The 21,383-nt window shown below is 72.1% G+C and carries 20 protein-coding genes; 9 read left to right on the top strand and 11 right to left on the bottom strand.

The window, feature by feature from the left end; genetic code table 11:
• The first annotated feature begins 3 nt into the window (after positions 1-3).
• The 6 genes from tal (at position 4) to ACWDD7_RS07480 (ending at position 7,231) form a co-directional block, all read left to right on the top strand.
• Positions 4-1,149, top strand: coding sequence for a transaldolase (gene tal / locus ACWDD7_RS07505; protein ID WP_450456692.1), 1,146 nt, complete (start codon positions 4-6; stop codon positions 1,147-1,149).
• The gene (gene zwf / locus ACWDD7_RS07500; RefSeq protein WP_351876515.1) at positions 1,146-2,732 is read left to right on the top strand and encodes a glucose-6-phosphate dehydrogenase; all 1,587 of its coding nucleotides are present in this window, start codon (positions 1,146-1,148) and stop codon (positions 2,730-2,732) included. Before tal ends, zwf begins: the two co-directional genes overlap by 4 nt.
• Positions 2,729-3,655, top strand: a complete 927-nt coding sequence (gene opcA, locus ACWDD7_RS07495) for a glucose-6-phosphate dehydrogenase assembly protein OpcA (RefSeq protein ID WP_450456691.1) — start codon at positions 2,729-2,731, stop codon at positions 3,653-3,655. The genes zwf and opcA overlap by 4 nt, the downstream gene beginning before the upstream one ends.
• Position 3,656: 1 nt before the next feature.
• A complete protein-coding gene (gene pgi / locus ACWDD7_RS07490) occupies positions 3,657-5,315 on the top strand; it encodes a glucose-6-phosphate isomerase (RefSeq protein WP_450456690.1) in 1,659 nt (552 codons plus the stop codon).
• A 2-nt stretch (positions 5,316-5,317) separates the two neighbouring features.
• Positions 5,318-6,196, top strand: a complete 879-nt coding sequence (gnd, locus tag ACWDD7_RS07485) for a phosphogluconate dehydrogenase (NAD(+)-dependent, decarboxylating) (protein ID WP_450456689.1) — start codon at positions 5,318-5,320, stop codon at positions 6,194-6,196.
• A gap of 360 nt (positions 6,197-6,556) precedes the next feature.
• Entirely contained in the window at positions 6,557-7,231 is a 675-nt protein-coding gene (locus ACWDD7_RS07480; protein WP_351876511.1) for a TetR/AcrR family transcriptional regulator, read from the top strand.
• Here the strand turns inward: ACWDD7_RS07480 and ACWDD7_RS07475 are convergent.
• A complete protein-coding gene (locus ACWDD7_RS07475) occupies positions 7,197-7,841 on the bottom strand; it encodes a TetR/AcrR family transcriptional regulator (protein WP_450456688.1) in 645 nt (214 codons plus the stop codon). The two genes, ACWDD7_RS07480 and ACWDD7_RS07475, sit on opposite strands and share 35 nt — an antisense overlap.
• 120 nt (positions 7,842-7,961) lie before the next feature.
• Here ACWDD7_RS07475 and ACWDD7_RS07470 point away from each other — a divergent pair, with 120 nt between their 5' ends.
• Positions 7,962-8,840, top strand: a complete 879-nt coding sequence (locus tag ACWDD7_RS07470; protein ID WP_450456687.1) for an NAD(P)-dependent oxidoreductase — start codon at positions 7,962-7,964, stop codon at positions 8,838-8,840.
• 28 nt (positions 8,841-8,868) lie between these two features.
• On the opposite strand, the gene ACWDD7_RS07465 is transcribed toward ACWDD7_RS07470, so the two are convergent.
• From ACWDD7_RS07465 to ACWDD7_RS07455, 3 genes are all read right to left on the bottom strand, one after another.
• Positions 8,869-9,306 (bottom strand): PPOX class F420-dependent oxidoreductase, encoded by a 438-nt coding sequence (locus tag ACWDD7_RS07465; protein WP_351876508.1) that lies wholly within the window; start codon positions 9,304-9,306, stop codon positions 8,869-8,871.
• Between the two features lie 409 nt (positions 9,307-9,715).
• Positions 9,716-10,417, bottom strand: a complete 702-nt coding sequence (locus ACWDD7_RS07460) for a YcnI family copper-binding membrane protein (protein ID WP_450456686.1) — start codon at positions 10,415-10,417, stop codon at positions 9,716-9,718.
• A 46-nt stretch (positions 10,418-10,463) separates the two neighbouring features.
• Positions 10,464-11,054, bottom strand: coding sequence for a hypothetical protein (locus tag ACWDD7_RS07455; protein WP_450456685.1), 591 nt, complete (start codon positions 11,052-11,054; stop codon positions 10,464-10,466).
• 871 nt (positions 11,055-11,925) lie between these two features.
• Here ACWDD7_RS07455 and ACWDD7_RS07450 point away from each other — a divergent pair.
• Positions 11,926-13,194 carry a S53 family peptidase gene (locus ACWDD7_RS07450; protein ID WP_450456684.1) on the top strand — a complete coding sequence of 423 codons (1,269 nt, stop codon included), beginning with the start codon at positions 11,926-11,928 and terminating at the stop codon, positions 13,192-13,194.
• Between the two features lie 143 nt (positions 13,195-13,337).
• Complete coding sequence (locus ACWDD7_RS07445) at positions 13,338-13,757, top strand: ASCH domain-containing protein (protein WP_351877403.1); 420 nt, start codon at positions 13,338-13,340, stop codon at positions 13,755-13,757.
• Between the two features lie 65 nt (positions 13,758-13,822).
• Here the strand turns inward: ACWDD7_RS07445 and ACWDD7_RS07440 are convergent, their stop codons facing one another.
• The 7 genes from ACWDD7_RS07440 to ACWDD7_RS07410 all read right to left on the bottom strand — a co-directional run bounded on the left by ACWDD7_RS07440 (position 13,823) and on the right by ACWDD7_RS07410 (position 21,377).
• Positions 13,823-14,932, bottom strand: a complete 1,110-nt coding sequence (locus ACWDD7_RS07440; protein WP_450456683.1) for a pyridoxal-phosphate-dependent aminotransferase family protein — start codon at positions 14,930-14,932, stop codon at positions 13,823-13,825.
• Positions 14,925-16,268, bottom strand: a complete 1,344-nt coding sequence (locus tag ACWDD7_RS07435; RefSeq protein ID WP_351877407.1) for a glutathionylspermidine synthase family protein — start codon at positions 16,266-16,268, stop codon at positions 14,925-14,927. The genes ACWDD7_RS07440 and ACWDD7_RS07435 overlap by 8 nt, the downstream gene beginning before the upstream one ends.
• Positions 16,265-17,101: an alpha/beta fold hydrolase gene (locus ACWDD7_RS07430; RefSeq protein WP_351877409.1), complete on the bottom strand. Its 837-nt coding sequence runs from the start codon at positions 17,099-17,101 to the stop codon at positions 16,265-16,267. The genes ACWDD7_RS07435 and ACWDD7_RS07430 overlap by 4 nt, the downstream gene beginning before the upstream one ends.
• Before the next feature lie 19 nt (positions 17,102-17,120).
• Positions 17,121-17,972, bottom strand: a complete 852-nt coding sequence (locus ACWDD7_RS07425) for a class I SAM-dependent methyltransferase (protein ID WP_351877411.1) — start codon at positions 17,970-17,972, stop codon at positions 17,121-17,123.
• Between the two features lie 79 nt (positions 17,973-18,051).
• Positions 18,052-19,335 carry an MFS transporter gene (locus ACWDD7_RS07420; RefSeq protein ID WP_351877413.1) on the bottom strand — a complete coding sequence of 428 codons (1,284 nt, stop codon included), beginning with the start codon at positions 19,333-19,335 and terminating at the stop codon, positions 18,052-18,054.
• A gap of 27 nt (positions 19,336-19,362) precedes the next feature.
• The gene (locus ACWDD7_RS07415; protein ID WP_450456682.1) at positions 19,363-20,361 is read right to left on the bottom strand and encodes a class I SAM-dependent methyltransferase; all 999 of its coding nucleotides are present in this window, start codon (positions 20,359-20,361) and stop codon (positions 19,363-19,365) included.
• Complete coding sequence (locus ACWDD7_RS07410; protein ID WP_351877417.1) at positions 20,358-21,377, bottom strand: GNAT family N-acetyltransferase; 1,020 nt, start codon at positions 21,375-21,377, stop codon at positions 20,358-20,360. Before ACWDD7_RS07410 ends, ACWDD7_RS07415 begins: the two co-directional genes overlap by 4 nt.
• Between the last annotated feature and the right edge of the window lie 6 nt (positions 21,378-21,383).

Genomic DNA, 21,383 nt, shown 5'->3' with positions numbered 1-21,383 from the left:
AAGATGATCACTGTGACCGAAGCAATCGCGACCCCGGGAGCCCTCAAGCGCCTTGCCGACGAGGGTGTGTCCGTCTGGCTGGACGACCTGTCGCGGGGGCGGATCACCTCGGGCAGCCTCGCCGACCTGGTGGCGAGCGGCAGCGCCGTCGGTGTCACCACCAACCCGTCGATCTTCCAGGCGGCCATAGGCTCCGGCCAGGGGTACGAGGAGCAGCTCACCGACCTGGCCGTGCGCGGCGTGACGGTCGACGAGGCCGTACGGATGATGACGACCGCCGACGTGCGGGCCGCCGCCGACGTCCTGGACTCCGTGTACCGGGCGACGAACGGCCGCGACGGCCGCGTCTCCATCGAGGTCGACCCCCGGCTGGCGCACGAGACCGCGGCGACCGTCGCCGAGGCCAAGCAGCTGTTCTGGCTGGTCGACCGCCCGAACGTGATGATCAAGATCCCGGCGACCAAGGCGGGTCTGCCGGCCATCACCGAGGTCATCGGGCTCGGCATCAGCGTCAACGTGACCCTGATCTTCTCCCTGGAGCGCTACCGCGAGGTCATGGCCGCCTACCTGGCCGGTCTGGAGAAGGCCCGCGAGCGCGGCATCGACCTGTCCACCATCCACTCGGTGGCGTCGTTCTTCGTCTCCCGCGTGGACTCCGAGATCGACAAGCGGCTGACCGCCCTCGGCACCGACGAGGCCCTCGCCCTCAAGGGCCGCGCGGCCCTCGCCAACGCGCGCCTGGCCTACGAGGCGTACGAGGAGGTCTTCGCGGCGGACCGCTGGCTGGCGCTCGCCGGTGCCAAGGCGAACAAGCAGCGTCCGCTGTGGGCGTCCACCGGTGTGAAGGATCCCGCGTACAAGGACACCCTGTATGTGGACGACCTCGTCGCGCCGGGCACGGTCAACACGATGCCGGAGGCCACCTTGAACGCCGTCGCCGACCACGGCGAGATCACCGGCGACACGGTGACCGGCGGCTACGCGCAGGCCCGTGCCGACCTCGACGCGGTCGAGCGGCTCGGCATCTCCTACGACGAGGTCGTCCAGCAACTGGAGGACGAGGGCGTCGCCAAGTTCGAGGCGGCCTGGCAGGACCTGCTGGACGCGGTGGCGAAGTCCCTGGAGAGCAAGGGAGTTGACGCGCGATGACCGACCAGGCGAGCCCCGCCCCGGCGCCCGAGGACGTGCGGGTGCCCATCGCCCCGGCCGCGGAGTGGGTGAACCCCCTGCGGGACACCCGGGACCGCCGGCTCCCGCGCATCGCGGGTCCGTCGGGCCTGGTCATCTTCGGTGTGACCGGTGACCTGTCCCGCAAGAAGCTGATGCCGGCCGTGTACGACCTGGCCAACCGCGGTCTGCTGCCGCCGGGCTTCTCCCTGGTCGGCTTCGCCCGCCGCGAGTGGGAGGACCAGGACTTCGCGCAGGTCGTCCACGACTCGGTGCGCGAGCACTCCCGCACCCCGTTCCGCGAGGAGGTGTGGCAGCAGCTCGCCGAGGGCATGCGCTTCATCCCCGGCGACTTCGACGACGACACCGCGTTCAAGCAGCTCAAGGACGCCGTGGAGGAGCTGGACGCCTCCCGCGGCACCGGCGGCAACTTCGCGTTCTACCTCTCGGTGCCGCCGAGGTTCTTCCCGAAGGTCGTGCAGCAGCTGAAGAAGCACGGCCTGGCGAGCCCGCCCGAGGGTTCCTGGCGGCGCGCGGTCATCGAGAAGCCGTTCGGCCACGACCTGGCCAGCGCCCGCGAGCTGAACTCGATCGTGCACGAGGTGTTCGAGCCGGACCAGGTGTTCCGGATCGACCACTACCTCGGCAAGGAGACCGTCCAGAACATCCTGGCGCTGCGCTTCGCCAACCAGATGTACGAGCCGATCTGGAACCGCAGCTACGTCGACCATGTCCAGATCACCATGGCCGAGGACATCGGCATCGGGGGCCGGGCCGGCTACTACGACGGCATCGGCGCCGCCCGTGACGTCATCCAGAACCACCTGCTCCAGCTGATGGCGCTCACCGCCATGGAGGAGCCCATCGCGTTCGACGCGGAGGCGCTGCTCACCGAGAAGCTGAAGGTGCTGAAGTCGGTGCGGCTCCCGGAGGACCTGGGCCGGCACACGGTGCGGGCGCAGTACGCGGGCGGCTGGCAGGGCGGCGAGAAGGTCGTCGGCTATCTGGAGGAGGAGGGCATCGACCCGAAGTCGAAGACCGACACCTTCGCCGCCATCAAGATCGGCATCGACAACCGCCGCTGGGCGGGCGTCCCGTTCTACCTGCGCACCGGCAAGCGCCTGGGCCGCCGGGTGACCGAGATCGCGGTGGTGTTCAAGCGGGCCCCGCACTCCCCGTTCGACTCCACGGCCACCGAGGAGCTGGGCCAGAACGCGATCGTCATCCGCGTCCAGCCGGACGAGGGCATGACCGTCCGCTTCGGCTCCAAGGTGCCCGGCACCTCCATGGAGATCCGGGACGTGTCGATGGACTTCGCCTACGGCGAGTCGTTCACCGAGTCCAGCCCGGAGGCGTACGAGCGGCTCATCCTGGACGTGCTCCTGGGCGACGCCAACCTGTTCCCCCGCCACCAGGAAGTGGAACAGTCCTGGAAGATCCTCGACCCGATCGAGGAGTACTGGGCGGCGAACGGCCGTCCGGCGCAGTACGCGTCGGGCAGCTGGGGACCGAGGGAAGCCGACGAGATGCTCGCACGAGACGGACGGAGCTGGCGCAGGCCATGAAGATCGACCTGACCGACACCACGGCAAGCAAGATCAACAAGGCGCTGGTGACCGGCCGCCGAGCGATCGGCACCCCGGCCGTGGGCATGGTCCTGACGATGGTCATCGTCACGGACGAGGAGAACGCCTACGACTCGATGCGGGCCGCCGAGGAGGCCTCGCACGAGCACCCCTCGCGCACTCTGGTCGTCATCAAGCGGCACGCCCGCACCCTGCGCGACCGCACCCACTCGCGCCTGGACGCCGAGGTCCGGGTCGGCTCCGAGGCCGGCACCGGCGAGACCGTGGTGCTGCGCACCTACGGCGAGGTGTCCGACCACGCCGCCTCGGTGGTGCTGCCGCTGCTGCTGCCGGACGCCCCGGTCGTCGTGTGGTGGCCGGTGGACGCGCCCGACACCCCCTCCGCGGACCCGCTCGGCGCGCTCGCCCAGCGCCGGATCACCGATCTGTACGCGGTGGAGCGGCCGATGCAGGTCCTGGAGGCCCGCGCCCGCAACTACGCCCCCGGCGACACCGACCTCGCCTGGACCCGGCTGACGCTGTGGCGGTCCATGCTGGCCGCCGCGCTGGACCAGGCCCGGACGAAGGTGACGTCGGCGGCCGTGGAGGCCGAGGCGGACAACCCCAGCGCCGAGCTGCTGGCCCGCTGGCTGGAGGCGCGGCTGGGGGTGAACGTGGACCGCGTGGTCACCGAGGGCCCGGTGGTCACCGCCGTACGGCTGGGCACCCGCGACGGCGAGATCGTCCTGGACCGCCCCGAGGGCCCGCTCGCGACGCTCACCCTGCCGGGCCAGCCGCCGCGCACCCTCGCCCTGAAGGTCCGTCCCACCTCCGAACTCATCGCCGAGGAGCTGCGCCGCCTCGACGCCGACGAGATGTACGCCATCGCCCTGACCGGCGAGGCCGCCAAGGAGAACGCCTGAGATGGCAGACGCCCCTTATCCCAACCTGACCCATCGGCCCGAGTGGACGGCGCTGGCCGACCACCGCGCCGAGGGGACCCGGCACCTGCGCGACCTGTTCGCGTCGGACCCCGGCCGCGCCGAGCGGTACGTGGTCCGGGTCGGTGACCTGTACATCGACTACAGCAAGCACCTGGTCACGGACGAGACCCTGGCCCTGCTCCAGGAACTCGCCGACGCCACCGGGGTGTCCGGCCTGCGGGACGCCATGTTCCGCGGCGAGCGGATCAACATCACCGAGGACCGGGCGGTGCTGCACACCGCGCTGCGCGCGCCCCGGGACGCGGTGATCGAGGTCGACGGCGAGAACGTGGTGCCCAAGGTGCACGCCGTCCTCGACAGGATGAGCGACTTCGCCGAGCGGGTCCGCTCCGGAGTCTGGACCGGGCACACCGGCAAGCGGATCCGCAATGTCGTCAACATCGGCATCGGCGGCTCGGACCTGGGCCCCGCGATGGCGTACGAGGTGCTGCGCCCGTACACCGACCGGGAGCTGACCGTTCGCTTCGTGTCCAACGTGGACGGCGCCGATCTGCACGAGGCGACGCGCGACCTGGACCCGGCGGAGACCCTGTTCATCGTCGCGTCCAAGACGTTCACGACGATCGAGACGATCACCAACGCGACTTCCGCGCGTTCGTGGCTGCTCGAATCGTTCGACGGCGACGAGAAGGCCGTGGCGAAGCACTTCGTGGCGCTTTCGACCAACACGGCCAAAGTGACCGAGTTCGGCATCGACACGGCCAACATGTTCGAGTTCTGGGACTGGGTCGGCGGCCGCTACTCGTACGACTCCGCGATCGGCCTCTCCCTGATGATCGCCATCGGGCCCGACCGGTTCCGGGAGATGCTGGACGGCTTCCGGCTGGTCGACGAGCACTTCCGCACCGCGCCCGCCGAGGCCAACGCCCCGCTGATCCTCGGCCTGCTGGGCATCTGGTACGGCAACTTCTACGACGCCCAGTCGCACGCCGTACTGCCGTACAGCCACTACCTGTCCAAGTTCACCGCCTATCTCCAGCAGCTGGACATGGAGTCCAACGGCAAGTCGGTGGACCGGCAGGGGCGCCCGGTGGAGTGGCAGACGGGCCCCGTGGTGTGGGGTACGCCCGGCACCAACGGGCAGCACGCGTACTACCAGTTGATCCACCAGGGCACCAGGCTGATCCCCGCCGACTTCATCGGCTTCGCCCGCCCGGTCGGCGAGCTCAGCGATGAACTCAAGGCGCAGCACGACCTGTTGATGGCCAACTTCTTCGCCCAGACCCAGGCGCTCGCCTTCGGCAAGAGCGCCGAGGAGGTCCGCGCGGAGGGCGTGCCCGAGGAGCAGGTGGCGCACCGCACCTTCCGCGGCGACCACCCGACCACGACGATCCTCGCCGCCGAGCTGACCCCGTCCGTACTGGGCCAGCTGATCGCGCTGTACGAGCACAAGGTGTTCGTGCAGGGCGCGGTGTGGAACATCGACTCCTTCGACCAGTGGGGCGTGGAGCTGGGCAAGGTCCTCGCCAAGCGCGTCGAACCCGCCCTCACCCAGGGCGCCGACGTGCCGGGTCTCGACCCGTCCACCACGGCCCTCGTCGCCGCCTACCGCACTCTCAAGAACGTTCAGGAGAACTGATCATGCAGCTCGGTCTCATCGGTCTCGGCAAGATGGGCGGCAACATGCGCGAGCGGATCCGCCGCGCCGGCCACACCGTCATCGGCTACGACCGCAACCCTGAGGTCTCCGACGTCAAGAGCCTCGCCGAACTGGTCGAGAAGCTGGACGCGCCCCGGCATGTGTGGGTGATGGTCCCGGCCGGCACCGCCACCCAGACGGTCGTGGACGAGCTGGGCGATCTGCTGGAGCCCGGCGACACGGTGATCGACGGCGGCAACTCCCGTTGGACGGACGACGAGAAGCACGCCGCGGCGCTCGGCATCAAGGGCATCGGATTCGTGGACGCCGGTGTCTCCGGCGGTGTGTGGGGCCTGCAGAACGGCTACGCGCTCATGGTCGGCGGCGAGAAGGAGCACGTGGACCGGCTCCGGCCGATCTTCGACGCGCTCAAGCCGGAGGGCCCGTACGGCTATGTGCACGCGGGCCGGGTCGGCGCCGGGCACTTCTCCAAGATGGTCCACAACGGCATCGAGTACGCCATGATGCAGGCGTACGCCGAGGGCTGGGAGCTGCTGGAGAAGGTGCACTCGGTGGAGAACGTCCGCGAGGTGTTCCGCTCCTGGCAGGAGGGCACGGTCATCCGCTCCTGGCTGCTCGACCTCGCGGTCAACTCGCTGGACGAGGACGAGCACCTGGAGAAGCTGCGCGGCTACGCGGAGGACTCCGGCGAGGGCCGCTGGACCGTCGAGGCCGCCATCGACAACGCGGTGCCGCTCCCGGCGATCACCGCCTCGCTGTTCGCCCGGTTCGCCTCCCGGCAGGACGACTCGCCGCAGATGAAGATGATCGCGGCGCTGCGCAACCAGTTCGGCGGCCACGCGGTCGAGAAGAAGGGCTGACCGCGGGGGACCTTCCGCCGGTCCGCCACGGGTGGACCGGCGGGGCAGGTCGGGGCAGCACACCGGCTGCACCGGCCTGCCCTCACCGACCGCGCGAGGAACGGGCCACGTCCCTCGTCCCGCTCCTGTCCCTGCCTGCCGACGGGGCCGGAGAACACCCGGGCGGGTCACCGGCCGAGGCGGGGCCGGAGCCGACCGGGTACGGCCCGCGTCGACGCCGCGCTCGCGCGGACGACGGTGATGTGGTGCCCGTCGCCCACGCCATCCGGGCCACGGCGACCGTACTGTCATGTTCGCGTCCTAGAATCGTCGGCAGCGACCACACCACCGCGGCGGACCGAGGCCCGAAGGAAACACCCTATGACCAGCGTCGAAGAACCGGCACGGCCCGACGGGCGGGCGCGCGACGCCGCCCGGACCAAGGCCGAGATCCTCGACGTGGCCACCCGGGAGTTCGCGCGGGCCGGCTACGAGGGCGCCCGCGTGGAGGAGATCGCCGCCCGCACCCGCACCACCAAGCGGATGATCTACTACTACTTCGGCGGCAAGGAGCAGTTGTTCACCGCCGTCCTGGAACGGGCCCACGGCGCGCTGCGCGAGGCCGAGCGGCGACTGGACGTCGCCCACCTGGACCCGGTCGCGGCGATCCGGCGCCTGGCCGAGCTGACCTTCGACCACCACGAGCGACACCCGGACTACCTACGCCTGTTGAGCATCGAGGACCTCCAGGGCGCCGAGCACATCACGGCCACCCGGGGACTCGGCGCGATCGGATCCCCGGCGCTCGACGTGCTGCGGGGGATCGTCGCGGCGGGGCGGGAGGCGGGGGTGTTCAGGGCGGGCGTGGACGCGGTCGACCTGCACGCGGTGATCAGCTCGTTCTGCTTCTTCCGTACGGTCAACCGGCGCACGTTCGACGCGCTGTTCGGGCGGGACCTGGCGGATCCGCAGTGGCGGGAGCACTACCGGACGATGGTCGGGGACATGGTGGTCGCGTACCTCACGAGCGAGGGGGCGGACCCGGCCGGCCGCTGATGCCCGGCTCGCCCGGCGCCGGCCGGGTCACCGCGGCGTCCAGCAGCGGGCCCAGTTCGCGCACCACCGTCGTCAGGGGCCGTACGTCCTGTTCGGCCCGCGCCATCAGGATCGCGCCCTCCAGGGTGCTGATCATCAGCGTGGCCAGGGCCAGGGACCGGTCGGCGGGCACGCCCATGGCGGTGAGCGCCTCGGCGAGCGGGGTCCGCCAGGTGGTGAACGCGGCGGCCACGGCCGCGCGGGTGGCGTCGTCGGTGGCGGCGCAGTCGACGGTGGCGGCGGCGACCGGGCAGCCCGCGACGAAACCGTCCCGCTGGTACTCGTCGGTCCACTGCGCGCACATCGCCGCGAACAAGGCGCTCGGCGTCGGCTCGGCCAGCCCCTCGACGAAGCGTCCGACCCGCTTGCCCGCGTACCGCCCGGCCCACGCGACGGCCTCACCGACCAGTTGTTCCTTGCCGCCCGGGAAGTAGTGCTGGAGGGAGCCGCGGGGCGCCCCGGCGTGCGCGGCGACCTCGCGCATACCGGTCGCGTGCACCCCGTCGCGCCGGATGAGCTGGGCCGCGCTGAACACCATCCGCTCGCGCGGCCCGCGCTGCCGCTCGCTCATTCCATGCCTCCGTTCCTCACCTGGGACAACTCTATGACCGAGGCGACTCTATGACCGCCGTCATAACGCCCGCTACTATGACCGCTGTCATAATCGGCTCGCTGGACGAGGGGCGGCCCCGTGCACGTCGGATTCATCGGTCTCGGAGTGATGGGCGGGCCCATGGCCCTGCGCCTGACGTGCGCCGGTACCCCCCTGGTGGTCTGGAACCGCACCCCGCACCGCGCCGAGCCGCTGCGCGCGGCCGGCGCCGAGGTCGCCGCGGACCCCGCCGAGGTGTTCGCGCGGGCCGAGGTGGTCCTGCTGATGCTCGCCGACGAGGCGGCCGTGGACGCGGTCCTCGGCCGGGGCACCCCGGAGCTGGCCGCGCGGGTCGCGGGGCGGACCGTCGTCCACATGGGCACCACCTCGCCCGAGTACTCCGGCGCCCTGGAGGCCGACGTCCGCGCCGTCGGCGGCCGCTATGTCGAGGCACCGGTCTCCGGGTCGCGAGTGCCCGCGGAACAGGGGAAGTTGGTGGCCCTGCTCGCGGGCGAGCCGGCGGCCGTGGACGCCGTGCGGCCGTTGCTCGCCCCGATGTGCCGCGAGACGTTCGCGTGCGGCGCGGCACCCGGCGCCCTGCTGATGAAGCTGTCGGTCAACCTGTTCCTGATCACCCTGGTGACCGGGCTGACCGAGGCCTTCCACTTCGCCGAACGGCAGGGCCTGGACCCCCGCCTGTTCCTGGACGTCCTCGACGCGGGCCCCATGGCCAGCCCGGTCTCCCGGATGAAGGCGCCCAAGCTGCGCGAGCGGGACTTCGCCGTGCAGGCGGCCGCGCTCGACGTCCTGAAGAACAACCGGCTCGTCGCCGAGGCCGCCCGCAAGGCCCGCTCGGCGTCCCCGCTCCTCGACGTCTGCCACGCCCTGTTCGAGGAGACGGTGGCCGCGGGGCACGGCGGCGAGGACATGGTCGCCGTGCTCAAGGCCATCGAGGCACGGACGGACGGCGCGGCGTAGTCCGGGCCGGCGCTCGGGGCTACACGGGTCAGCGCTTGGGGATGCCGTACACCCGTGCGACGTGCAGCCGGACCACGAGGCGGCGGTCGCGGACCATCGCGGCGCGGTAGTCGTCCCAGTCCGGGTGCTCGCCGAGCACCGCGCGGTAGAGCCGGATCAGCTCCTCCACGGTCTCGTCATGGGGGTCCTCGGCGACCGGGGACAGTTCGGCCGTGCCCTCGGCGACGGTGTACGCCCAGCGGTCGTCGCTGGTGACGTGGTACGAGGCGCGGGGGTCGCGGCGCAGATTGCGGGTCTTGGCGCGGTCGTCGGTGACGGAGACGCGGATGATCCGCTCGTCGGGGTCGTAGGCGTGACTGACATTGGACAGCTGGGGGCGGCCGTCGCGGCGGAGGGTGACCAGTACGCCGCCGTGTCCTTCGGAGAGCAGCGGGAGGAGCGCGTCCTGCGTGGAGTCCTGAGTCATGCAGGGATCAACCGCCCGTGGGCGGGGGCGCATTCCCGGCCGTACGCCGTCCGGCGGACCCGGCGGCCCCTTCGTGGACACCGTCCGCGACCGGCCGGCGGCCATGTCCACTCGCTGACTGCGCGCGGCACGGGGCACAGGCGCGCGGTGCGCGCCGCTGAGGGCGGTCTCCGCGACGCTGTGCCCGGTACCGCCGCGCCCGCGCTGCTCGGCGGACTCGCCCGGTGGGCAGCGGCGGACCGCGCCGGGCACCGGCCCCGCCCGCCGGAGTCGTCACCGCTTCCCGGCGGCGAGGTGCTCCGTGCCGCGGGGGTCGGTGCCGTACCGGCGGTGGCCGGTGCGGGCGGCGCCGACCGTGGTGACGGTCCGTGGTGGGCCCGCGCGACGTGCGGGCCCACCGGCCGCCCTCCTACGAGCGCCCCGCGGACCTGCTCCGTACCAGCGCGAACGCGGCGGCGGCCAGACCCAGGACGCCGACGACCAGCCCGGCGGTGCCGAGCCCGCGCGCGGTGGAGTCGCTCGCGCCGGCGCTCTCCGCGCCGGCCGGGGCCGCGGCGGGCGTGGGGTCGTCCGCGGTGAGCTTCAGGACCGGGGCCGGGTCGTCCGGCTCGTCGTCGCCGGAGGCCGGTTGCCCGATCCAGCGGACGACCTTGCCGTCCGAGTAGGTCTGGAGGGTCTTGAACACCAACTGCCCGGTGTCCTCGGGCAGTTCACCGAAGGCGACGTCGAAGTCCTCGTACTGCCCGGCCGCGATCCTTCCCCCGGTGAAGGTGATCTCGGAGGCCGCCTCGGTGAGGGTGCCGTCGTCGGTCTTGACCGGCGTCTTCAGCTTGGTGGTGGTCACCTTGGCGGTCCAGCCGTTCTGCGGGCGGACCATGATGCCGAGGACGGGGTGGTCGGTGGGCAGGAAGACCTGGACCTTGCTGGTGTAGGCGTGGTCCTCCTCGTTGGGCACGCGGAAGGTCAGCACGCCGTCGGTGGCGCCCTTGGCGTAGCTCTCGGGGTGGACGGTGACGTGGGCCTCGGCGACGCCGGCGGCGAGCAGGACCGAGGCGAGGGCGGCGGCGGTGACGGTTCCGGCGCGGCGCGGGGTGATGCGTGCTGCGGACATGGGTGAGTCGATCTCCGTACGGGTGACGTGTGACACGGGTCAGGGGTCAGGGCGAGTACGGGATCGGGGCGGGCGGTCCGCGCCGGGTGACCGCGTGCCGCAGCGGGGCCCGGCGCAGCGGCTCATGACCGGCTCGGTTCCGCGGGACCGGCTCGGCGGTGGGCAGCGGGGCGGGGTGCCACCGGGTGGGGAGGCCGGGGACGAGTGCGGCGGTGCGCCGCAGCAGCGCCCACAGCGCGGCCTCGCCCCGCCGCAGCCACCAGGAGACGGCCAGGGCGGCGAGGAGGTGGGCGGCGGCGGCTTGGGCCGTGGTGTGCGCGGGGGCGGCCGTCATCCGCATGGCGGCGGGCCCGGTCATGCCTGGCATGGCTGCCATCGGGGAGCCGGTGCGGTCCGCGTCGAACCACACGTGCAGGCCCGCCTGGGTGAGCAGCATGGCCGCGCCGATGCCCCTCCCCGACCGCTCCCGCCCGCCCAGCGTCCAGCCGAGCGCGAACACCGCGAGGAAACCGGCCCCGTCGGAGCCCGGCGACGGCATCTCCCCCATGGCCAGTCCATGGCCGGCGGCGGCGAGCAGCACGCACACCGCGGCGAACACCGCGGCCCGCAGGCCTCTCACCGCCGGGGATGCGCTCACAGTGAGAGATCCTCCCACGGCGCAAAGGGGCGCGCGCCGTGCGCGTGGCGTCCGGCCGAGCCGGCTGCTCGCGGGAGCCGCCGGCCGCGGATCGGTCCGCGCCGCGGCTCCGCTCCCGATGGGCCCGGACGACCTCCGCGTACAGGAAGCAGGGCGCGCGGGGCGTCCGGTCGAGCGTCGGAACCGGCCTCTGCGGGCACGGCCGGCGCTCCCGGCGGGGGGCGGCGGCGAGGCGGGCCTCCTCGCCGGCGTCGGCGAAACGGCGGACGTGGGCGACGGTGCCGGCGTCGGTCAGGGCCTCGGACAGATGGATCGCGCGTGCCGTGCCGCCGGACCGGTGGAGGCGGCGGACGGCGGTGACGCCCGCCGTGTGCTCGGTCGGGGCGACGAAGAGAGTTTGCAGAAGGTGAGGAGTTCGTGACGGTCCTGGCGCCGGATGTCGGCGAAACGTTCACCGATCGCCCCCGGGTCGCACAGGATCTCGACGCGGTCCGGGGAGCCGGGCGTGCCACCGCCCCTGGGTCCGGAGCGGGCCGAGCGATCCGGCCAGTTCCTGGGGCGCGCTCCGGCGGTCGACCGTCTCGCGCCGGACCGACATCAGACGGTTGACGGTCGCGCCGGACCTCCATGGCCACACAAGACATCCGGCCAACCCCAAGAGCATGGGCCAAGGTTTTACCAACTGCCCTTGTTCTCAACGGCAAACAGTCAATAACCTCGCTCGTGGCCACCACTGACCGAGGTGGCACATCCATCAAGATGCCCGGAAACGGACTCCGTCCGGCCGCCCCCAACGGCGGATTGTCATGCCCTTGACATGCCTGCCGGCCGTCGCGCCGGAGTCGACCATCCCCCCACGGAGGGCAGTTCTTTGCATTCCCACCGCAGAAGGAACCGGATACGCCGCAGCGCTCCCGCGCTGCTGTCCGCGGCGGCTCTGATCACCGGCGGCGTCGCCGTCGCCACCCAGACGTCGGCCTTCGCCACCACCCCCGCCGCCTCCCACGCGGCGAGCGCCTCGGCGGCCACGACGGTGCACACCCACCGGCTGTGTTCGCAGCCGAGCAAGCCCGGCTACATGGCCTGCCAGTCGGTCGAGCGCACCGACATCGCCCAGCACAAGTCCCTCGGCCCCGACGACACCCCGCAGGGCTTCGGGCCGTCCGACCTCCAGGCCGCCTACAACCTCCCGACGGACGGCGGTTCGGGCCAGACGGTCGCGATCGTGGACGCCAACGACGACCCGAACGCGGAGAAGGACCTGGCGGCCTACCGCTCCCAGTACAACCTTCCCGAGTGCAGCACCGCCAACGGCTGCTTCAAGAAGATCGACCAGAACGGCGGCACCAACTACCCCTCCCCGGACGCGGGTTGGGCGGGTGAGATCTCCCTCGACGTCGACATGGTCAGCGCGGCCTGTCCGCAGTGCAAGATCCTGCTGGTCGAGGCCGACTCGGCCGGCATGGACGACCTGGGCACGGCCGTGAACCAGGCCGTCTCGCAGGGCGCCAAGTTCGTGTCCAACAGCTACGGCGGCAGCGAGGGGTCCGACGACGCCACCGCGGACGAGCAGTACTTCAAGCACCCCGGCGTCGCCATCACCGTCAGTTCCGGTGACAGCGGCTACGGCGTCGAGTACCCGGCGGCCTCCCCGTACGTGACGGCGGTCGGCGGCACCTCGCTGACGAAGGACAGCAGCGCCCGCGGCTACTCCGAGACCGTCTGGGGCACCTCGGCCGGCGGCGACGGCGCGGGCTCGGGCTGCTCGCAGTACGCCGCCAAGCCGTCCTGGCAGCAGGACACCGGCTGCGCCAAGCGCGCGGTCGCCGACGTCGCGTCCGTGGCCGACCCGGCCACCGGTCTCGCCGTCTACGACACGTACCAGGCCAGCGGCTGGAACGTGTACGGCGGCACCAGCGCCGCCGCGCCGTTCATCGCCGGCGTCTACGCCCTCGCGGGCACCCCGGGCGCGAGCGACACCCCGGCGTCGTACCCCTACGCGCACCCGGACCAGCTCAACGACGTCACCAGCGGCTCGAACGGGTCGTGCGACGTCTCCTACCTGTGCCAGGCGGGCACGGGTTACGACGGCCCGACGGGTCTCGGCACCCCGAACGGGACCGCGGCCTTCACCCAGTAGTCCGGGAATGATCCGGACCGCGTGACCGCTCACGCCGGTCCGTCCGCCCCCGCCGCGGGCCGGACGGACCGGCGTTCCGTCGGCACGCCAACTCGGCTTTTCAATCAACGAGTTGACGGATGCCGTCGGGTACGCTCGACGGCATGAGCGCTGACGATCTCCCCAAGCTTGCCCTTGCCTTCCCCGGTCCGGAGCGCGACAGCGGGGTCGAGGCCATCATCAGCGGCCGCAAGACCGCGATGACGGCGCTGGTCGAGATCCTGGAGCAGATAGGGCAGCCCATCCCGGAGGTCGGCCAGCGGTACGCGGTGCTCGACTCGGACGACCGCACGGCCGTCGTGATCGAACTGACCGAGGCCCGGGTGATCCCGTTCCGCGAGGTGGACGACCGGTTCGCGCTGGACGAGGGCCGCGGGTACGCCGACGTCCAGGAGTGGGCCGCCGCCCACCGGGACTTCTTCCGCGGCGCGCAGGTGACCGAACTGCTCGGGTACACGCCGGTCGTGGACGACGACGCCCTGGTCGTGGCCGAACGCTTCCGCGTGGTCGACGCACAGGACTGAGGACCCGGGACCGACAGGGGCCCCGCCGGTCGATGCCCGGCGGGGCCCGCCGTCGTGCAGGGCTCCTACTCGCCCCGCGCCTTGGTGAGGTGCCGGATCGACTCCTCCAGCGCCCCCTCCAGCTCGACCAGCCGGGGCATCGGGATCTCGCCCATGGTGGCGATGCGGAAGTGGGTCTGCGACAGGCGCCCCTGCCCGGCGTAGATGACGTAGCCGCGCTGTTTCAGCTCGTCGTGCAGGGCACGGTAGGTGATGCCGGTGGGCAGGCCCAGAGCCGTGACCGAGTTCGCGCGGTACGGCTCCTCGATCAGGACCGGCAGGTCGAGCCGGGCGAACCCGGCGCGCACCACGGCCGCGCGTTCCCGGTACAGCCCAAGGCGCGCCTCGTACCCGCCGGCCCCCTCGTACTGTGCGATGGCCTCGTCCAGCGCGTAGCACGTCTGGACCGCCGGGGTGAACGGGATGTCCCCGGCGCGCTGGGACCTCAGTTGGGCCGCCGGGTCGAGGTAGACGCTGCGCCGGGGCGCCGCCGCGACCCGGCCCGTGCCCTTGGCGGTGGACAGCAGCAGGAAGGAGACGCCGGGAACGCCGTGCAGCCCCTTGTTCGCCGTCCCGCAGACGATGTCGGCGTGCACCTCGGCGAGATCGGGTGACTCGATGGCGGTCGAGCTGATCGCGTCGACCAGGAACACCGCTTCGTGATCACGGACGATCGCACCTATCTCCGCGATCGGGTTGAGCATTCCGGTGGTCGTCTCGTGATGGACGCAGGCGACGGCGTCGATGCGACCGTCCGATCGCAGCAGGTCGGCGACGGCGCCCGGATCGACCGGTCTGGTCCACGGAGCCTCCACCACGACCGTCTCCACGCCGTGCGCCTCGGCCATGGACAGCAGCCGGGCCCCGTACACCCCGTTGTTGACCACCAGCAGTTTGCGTCCGGCGCGGACCGAGCCGATCACGGCCGTCTCCATGGCCGCCGTGCCGGAGCCGGTGATGAGCACGGTCTCGTGGGTGTCCGCCATCCCGAGGCACCGGGCCACCGAGGTGCGCAGGCGGCCCATGAGGTCGGCGAACTCGGGCTCGCGGTGGCACAGATCGCCTCGGAGCATGGCCTCACGCACCCCCGGGGAGGTGCACGCGGGCCCCGGGTTGAGCAGGACGAGGTCACTCATCGTCGCTCCAGTAGACCGGTGCCGGGATCGCGCCCTGAAGACCGTTGATCATCAGGTGACCGTCGCCCTTGATGCCGTAGCGGCGGATGGCGCCCACGAACTCGCCGTCCAGGACGTACGAGCCGTAGACGACGGGCACGGTGATCTCGTGCAGGTCGCCGGCCTCGTCCTGGAAGGAGAGGGGCTTCGGGGTCGGCGTCATCAGCTCCTGGACGACCCAGGGGCGCTCGGCGGTGGCGGCCTGTTCGATCAGGCCGGACCAGTCGGCGGCGGTGAGTTCGCGGCCGATGAGGACGTCCCGGCCCTTCTCCCCCAGCGCGGGCTTGATCACCAGCCGGTGCTGGTTGCGCAGGGACCAGTCGAGCAGGTCGACGCGCTCGCCGCGCCAGAAGGTGTGGCGCTCGGTGAGCCGCCTGGTCCAGGGGACCGCCTCGGCCAGGCCGGCGGCGAGGGAGGGCGGCAGCCCGCCGGTGAACTCCTCGTCGGACAGCATGGCGAGGGTCGCCTTCGTGGCGAGGATCTCTCCCCACAGACCGGTGACGGACCTGAGGGCGCCGTCCCGGGCAGCGGCGGATATCCTCGCCAACTCCGCCATGTGGTGCGGGTTTTCCACGTCCGGCAGGAAGTAGCGGTGGACCAGCCCGATGCGCCGTCCCTGGTGCCAGGCGGCGCCCTCGTGGATCTCGATGTCCTCCATGTGCACGGAACGGGCGGTGAGTCCGTGCCGGGCCAGCTCCAACGCCAGTGAGCGGTAGTGCCAGTTGTCGAAGTGGTCGTCCCCGGCCGCCTCGTCCGCGTAGTACGTGAGGGCGATCAGTCCGTCCTCGTGCGTCATGTGCCGGCGCAGCACGTCCGCGAACCGGCCCATCAGGTAACGGGGTTCGCCGCACGCGCCGAACTCCGGCCTGAGCACGTCGGCCTGGTGGGCGCGCAGCAGCATGTCGTTGAGCGGGAACAGCCCGGCGAGGGAGCCCGCGTTGACGTCGACGATGACGCAGCGCTCGGGGCCGGTGCCGTCGGTACCGCCGAGGATCATGTCGGGCCGGCCGATGAGGTGCCAGTCCCGCGCGGGCAGCGACTCCCACATCGGGACGAGCCGCTCGGGCAGGCCCAGGGCCTTGGCCATCCGGCCGGCGTCACCGTCGTGACGGTCGATGAAGGCCTCGACGCCGCGCCGGAACGTCTGCCAGGTGCGGGACATCCGCCCGAACGTCGCCCTGGGCAGCCGGGCGGCCGACAGGGCGAAGCGGAAGGGCACCGGTACGGCGTCCAGCTCTGCGGTGACGGCGGACAGTTCCGCGGCGGTGAGCGAGCGGGGCGCGAGCAGTCCGGTCATCGTGCCGCCCTCGCGAGGAAGGCACGGGCCTTCTCCAGGAACTCCTCGGGCCGCTCCATGGTGATCATGTGGCCCAGGTCGGCTATGTACTCGGCGCTCGCGCCGGGGATGTCGCGCGCGAGGCGCTCGCCGATCTCGATGGCGTCCGGCTGGTCCATGCCGCCGATCAGGACGAGCGTGGGGACCTGGATGGTGCCGAGGCGTTCGGCGGCGTTGGGCACCAGTTCGAGTTCGTCGGGCTCGTTGCCCGTCTCGGCGACCGTCCTGCGCCGGCGGTCGTAGCCCATGGTGGCGGAGACCCGCAGCCGCGCGATCAGTGTCGGGTCCATGTCCGCCAGCGTCCGCTTGGGTCCGGCGACCCAGCTGCCGAGGCTGATGTCGAGGGCCTTGTCGTAGTCCCCGGCCCAGATGAGGTCCTCCTCGGCCATCCGGTTCGTGTTCACCTCGTCGGTCCACACGTGCTCACGGCTGACCGGCGCGGCGAGCAGCAGGGAGCGGACCTTGCCGGGGTGCAGCACCGCGAACTCCACGGCGATCCGGCCGCCGAAGGAGGGGCCGATGACGTGGGCGCGCTCGATGCCCAGGTGGTCGAGGAGGGCGGCGAGGTCGTCGGCCGACTGGTACGGCTCGTCCGGGTACCCGGAGCGGCCGAAGCCCCGGCAGTCGTAGCGGACCACGGTGTAGTCCTTGGCCAGCTCCTCGAACTGGCCGTCCCAGATGGTGGTGTTGCCGTTGCCGGTGTGCAGCAGGACCACGGCGTCGCCGGAGCCCGCGCGTTCGTAGTACAGCTCGGTGCCGTTGACGGGTGCGAAGCCGGTCTCGTGGTTCGTCATGTTCTCTCCTCGTGCTGGCTCAGCCGCGGGCGGCGGTCAGCGCGCCGGTCAGCGGGGTGGACGGCAGCGACACGGTCTCGCTGTAACCGGCGGCGCGGATCTCCACCAGAAGGTCCTCCTGGGTCACGGAGCTGCCGCCGTTGACCGCGGTGACCAGGTCGGACATCGCGTTGACGATCGGGAGTTCGGAGTCGGCGGCGAACGTGGTGGCGATCACCCAGCCGCCGGGCCGCAGCACCCGGCGCACCGCCTCCAACGCCTTCGGGATCGCGTCGGGGGACATGAAGCTCAGCGGCAGCCAGGCCAGGTCGTACACCGCGTCGTCGGCGAGGTCGGTGACGTCGCCGTGCCGCAGCTCGACCCGGTCGGCGCAGCCCGCCTCGTCGATCACGGTGCGGGCGAGACCCAGCACGCGTTCCATGCGGTCCACGCCGACGACGCGGGCGCGCGGCCAGCGTTCGGCGATGCGCGCGGCGAGCTGGCCGGTGCCCACGCCGACGTCGAGGAAGACGGCGTCCGTCCGCTCGGCGATGCCGGTGAGGCCGAGGACGGGGGCGGCCTCGTCGACGATCCAGTCGGCGACCTGGCGCGAGCCGCGCCCCTGGGCGAGCAGGACCTCGTCGGGCATGTCGCCCCAGCCCTTGGTGGGGCCCTCGGCGAACGCCGCGGCCTGGGCGAGCTGGCTGGTCAGGGCGGCGGCGAACTCCGGATCGTGGGAGCCGACCGGCAGCCCGGACAGGGTGAGCGCCCGTTCCACCGCGGCGCGCTGCTGCGGTGTCAGGTCGTCGCGGCCCTGCGCGGCGTAGGCGGCGACGGCCCAGGCCGCGTCGACCAGTCTGCTGAGTTCGAACTGCATCTGTGCACCGAGCATGATGCTGCCTCCTTAGGCATCAAACCGAGTCGAGCCGGGCTGGACGGAGCCGGGCAGGGTCGGACCGCGTCGGGCCTCGTCAGACCGTGCTCTCGGCCGGCTCGTTCTCCACGGCCGCGGGCCGGGAGGAGAACGTCGAACCGCCGCGCACCAGCAGTGGCAGCGGGGCGGCGACCAGCACGATGAAGGCGCTCACGATGAGCATGTCGCGGGTTCCGATGCTGGCCGCGACGACGCCGGCCGCCGCGTAGCCGAGCGGCATCAGGCCCTGGCTGCCCAGCCAGTCCAGGGCCATGACGCGGCCGAGGACCCGGTCGGGGACGTCCTGTTGCAGGGCGGTCATCCACAGGATGGAGAAGACGGTGACGCCGACGCCGGCGATCGCCCAGCAGATGAGGACGCCGACCAGCGGCAGCACGGCGAGCGAGCCCACCGATCCGAAGATGGTGAAGATGCCGCAGACCGCGACGGTTCCCGGGCGGCGGGTGCGGATCCTGCCGCCGACGACCGAGCCGATGATCGAGCCGACGCCGAGGGCGGCGAACGCACCGCCGTAGGCGGCGGACCCGCCGAGGCTCTTCTCGGCGACGATCGGCGCGGCGAGGAAGGCGGGGGCCACGCAGAAGGTCATGACGATGGTCGCCATGCCGATGGAGGCGCCCACCCAGGGGCGGGAGCGGATCTCCCGGATGCCCTCGTTGAAGTCGCGCAGGCCGCGCCGGATGATGCCGCCGGGCTCCTCGTCGCCGGGGGACTCGTCGCGCGCGTCGGCGGCGTCGGTCTCCCTGATGAACACGAGGGTGGCGAGGCTGGCGGCGAAGGTGCCGACGTCGATCCACAGCGCGGGCCCAGGGCCGACCCCGGCGATCACGAGACCGGCCAGGGTCGGCCCGGCCACCATGGAGACGTACTGCGACAGGGCGCTGAGCGCGTTGCCGCCCTGGAGGGCGTCCTCCGGCAGCAGCCGCGGGGGCACGGCGCTGTACGCGGGCAGGAACAGGCCCTCGGCGATGCCGATGGCGATCACCAGGACCATGAAGACGGCCGTGTTCAGGTGGACCGGGGCGATCGCGATGGCGGCGACGCCCACGGCGCGCACGACGTCCGCCCCGATCATCACACGGGTGCGGCGCCAGCGGTCGCCGATGGAGGCCGCGAGGACCGTGCCCACGGCCAGCGCGATGCCCTGCACCGCGAGGACCACGCCGAGTCCGGTGGCGCCGGCGTCGCGGTCCAGGACGACCATCGCCAGGATGATCGGGAACATGGCGTTGCCGATGGAACTCAGGGACTGCCCGGTCCACAGGAAGGCGAAGTCCCGGTGTTTGAGCGGCAGGAACATGCTGGGTTTGGAGTCCGTCATGTACTCGATCTCTCAGGGGTCGGTTCGTCAGAGCGGTCGTACGGCCGTGAGGCAGGTGAAGTGCGGCGGGGCGCTGGGGAGTTCGACCGTCCGCATGCCGGTGAGGCCCGCCTCGGTGAGCCAGTCCGTCACCTCCGCGCGGGAGTACATGGCCCCGCTGCTGGTGCGGGCGGCCAGGAACAGGGCGTACTGGGCGCGCACCGGATTCGTCTCGTACGGCCCGTCGCCGAGGATGTCGATGACGGCGAGCGTCCCGCCCGGCCTGACGGCGGCGGCCGCCCGGTGCACCAGGCGCTCGGCGTCCCCGGCGGTCTCCAGGTGCAGGATGTTGCCGAGGATCACCAGGTCGTGGGCGGCCTCGGCCAGGTCGACGTCGAAGTAGCTGCCCTCCAGCGTGGCGACCCGTGCCTCGACGCCGGCGTCGGCCGCGTTGTGCCGCAGTCCTTCGAGGACCGGCGGCAGGTCCACGGCGGTGACCCGGGCCTCGGGCATCCGGGCGGCGACGGCGAGGCTCCACACGCCGGAGCCGGCGCCGAGGTCGAGCACGGAGCGGGCGCCCCGGCCCAGGCCGTAGGGCTCTCCTTCCAGCGCCGCGGCCAGCTCGGCCGCCGCGGCCGGGTACATGTGCCCCAGTCCCTGGGCGACCTGGGCGTAGTGGCGGCCCCGCTCCTCCAGCGTGCCGTCCATGGACAGCAGCGGCTTGCCGGAGACGAGCAGTTCGGGCAGGTGGTCGAAGAGGTTCAGGTGCAGCTCGACGCCGCCCGGGGCGTTGCGGGCGCGCTCGGCCAGCTCGGGTGAGGCCTGGTACCGGCCGTCCGCGTGGACGGCCGCCCCGCTGTGCACGAGGACGTTGAGGGTGAGCCGTGTGGCCAGCGGGTCCAGCTTGAGGTCGGTCGCGAACTCCTCGGCGCTCGCGGCCCGTTCGAGGAGCGCCGCGAGGAGGCCGGCGCGCTGGGCACCGAGCACCGCGAGCACCGGTATGCCCTGGTCGAAGACCTCAGCGAGCGCTGTGGCCGGCTTCGTCATGAAAATTCCTTTCGATCTTCCGAGTTGCACATCCAGGAGACGAGCTCGACGGGCTCCGCGCCGAAGCGCTGCTTCCACGCCGGGTTGGTGCGGCCCAGCTCGATGACCTCACAGCCCTGGGACACCGCGTAGTCGACGGAGAGGTCCAGCAGCACCAGGTAGGGGCTGAAGTCGCGGCGCACCTCGCCTTCCACACCGATGGCCCAGTTGTGCAGGGTCCGTCCGTCCATGAAGGAGACCGAGGCGGCGACGACGTGCCCCGCGTCCTCCAGGGTGAAGACGCACGCGGGCGCGCCCACGTTGGTCAACAGGTGGGACAGCGGCCCCTGTTCGTAGTAGCCGGGGTTGTAGCGGTCGGCGGTCAGCTTGAGCAGCCGGCACGCGTCCCGCACGACGCGTTCGGGCAGCGGGTCGCGGTAGACGTGTCCGGTGATCCCCGCTCTGGCCGCGAGCCGCAGCTGCCGGCGCGCGTCCTGCCGTACCCGGCCGGGAAGCCGTTCGAGGTGCTCGGCGAAGCCTCCGACGGCCGTCAGGGGCATGCGGAAGCGGTGGTTGCGCGGCACCCGGCGCGCCCTGCCTTCCATGAGCGGGGTGAGCGGTGAGTCCAGTGCCATGTTGATGAACCCGAACTCGGCCGCGCCCCACTGACGGGCCTGCGCCCGCATCGCGTCCCACAGCGGCTCCACCAGCTCCTTCTCCCCGTGCCGCAGGGGCAGCCGGGTGTCGTAGCAGTGCCAGAAGTGGCTCACCGCCCAGGGCGGGCCGTCGGTGGTCTGCTTGCCGAACGGGTCCCGGGCCGGTACCAGGTACAGCGGCATGACGGCGGCCAGGTCGTCACCGGAGCCGACGGTGAGGTAGCGGACGTCGAGGGTGGGTTGCAGGGGGCGGGCGGCGTACGAGGTGAGCAGTGCGGACCGGTAGAAGACCGGCGCGCCCGCGGCGGCGACCACGGCGTCCCAGCCGAGCGGGTCCGGGATCCGGGTGTGGGAGGAGATCCGTATGCCTGTGGCCGGCATCGCAGG

It is taken from the genome of Streptomyces sp. NPDC001056 (genome assembly GCF_053598955.1).
This window is presented reverse-complemented; position numbering and strand designations above follow the sequence as displayed.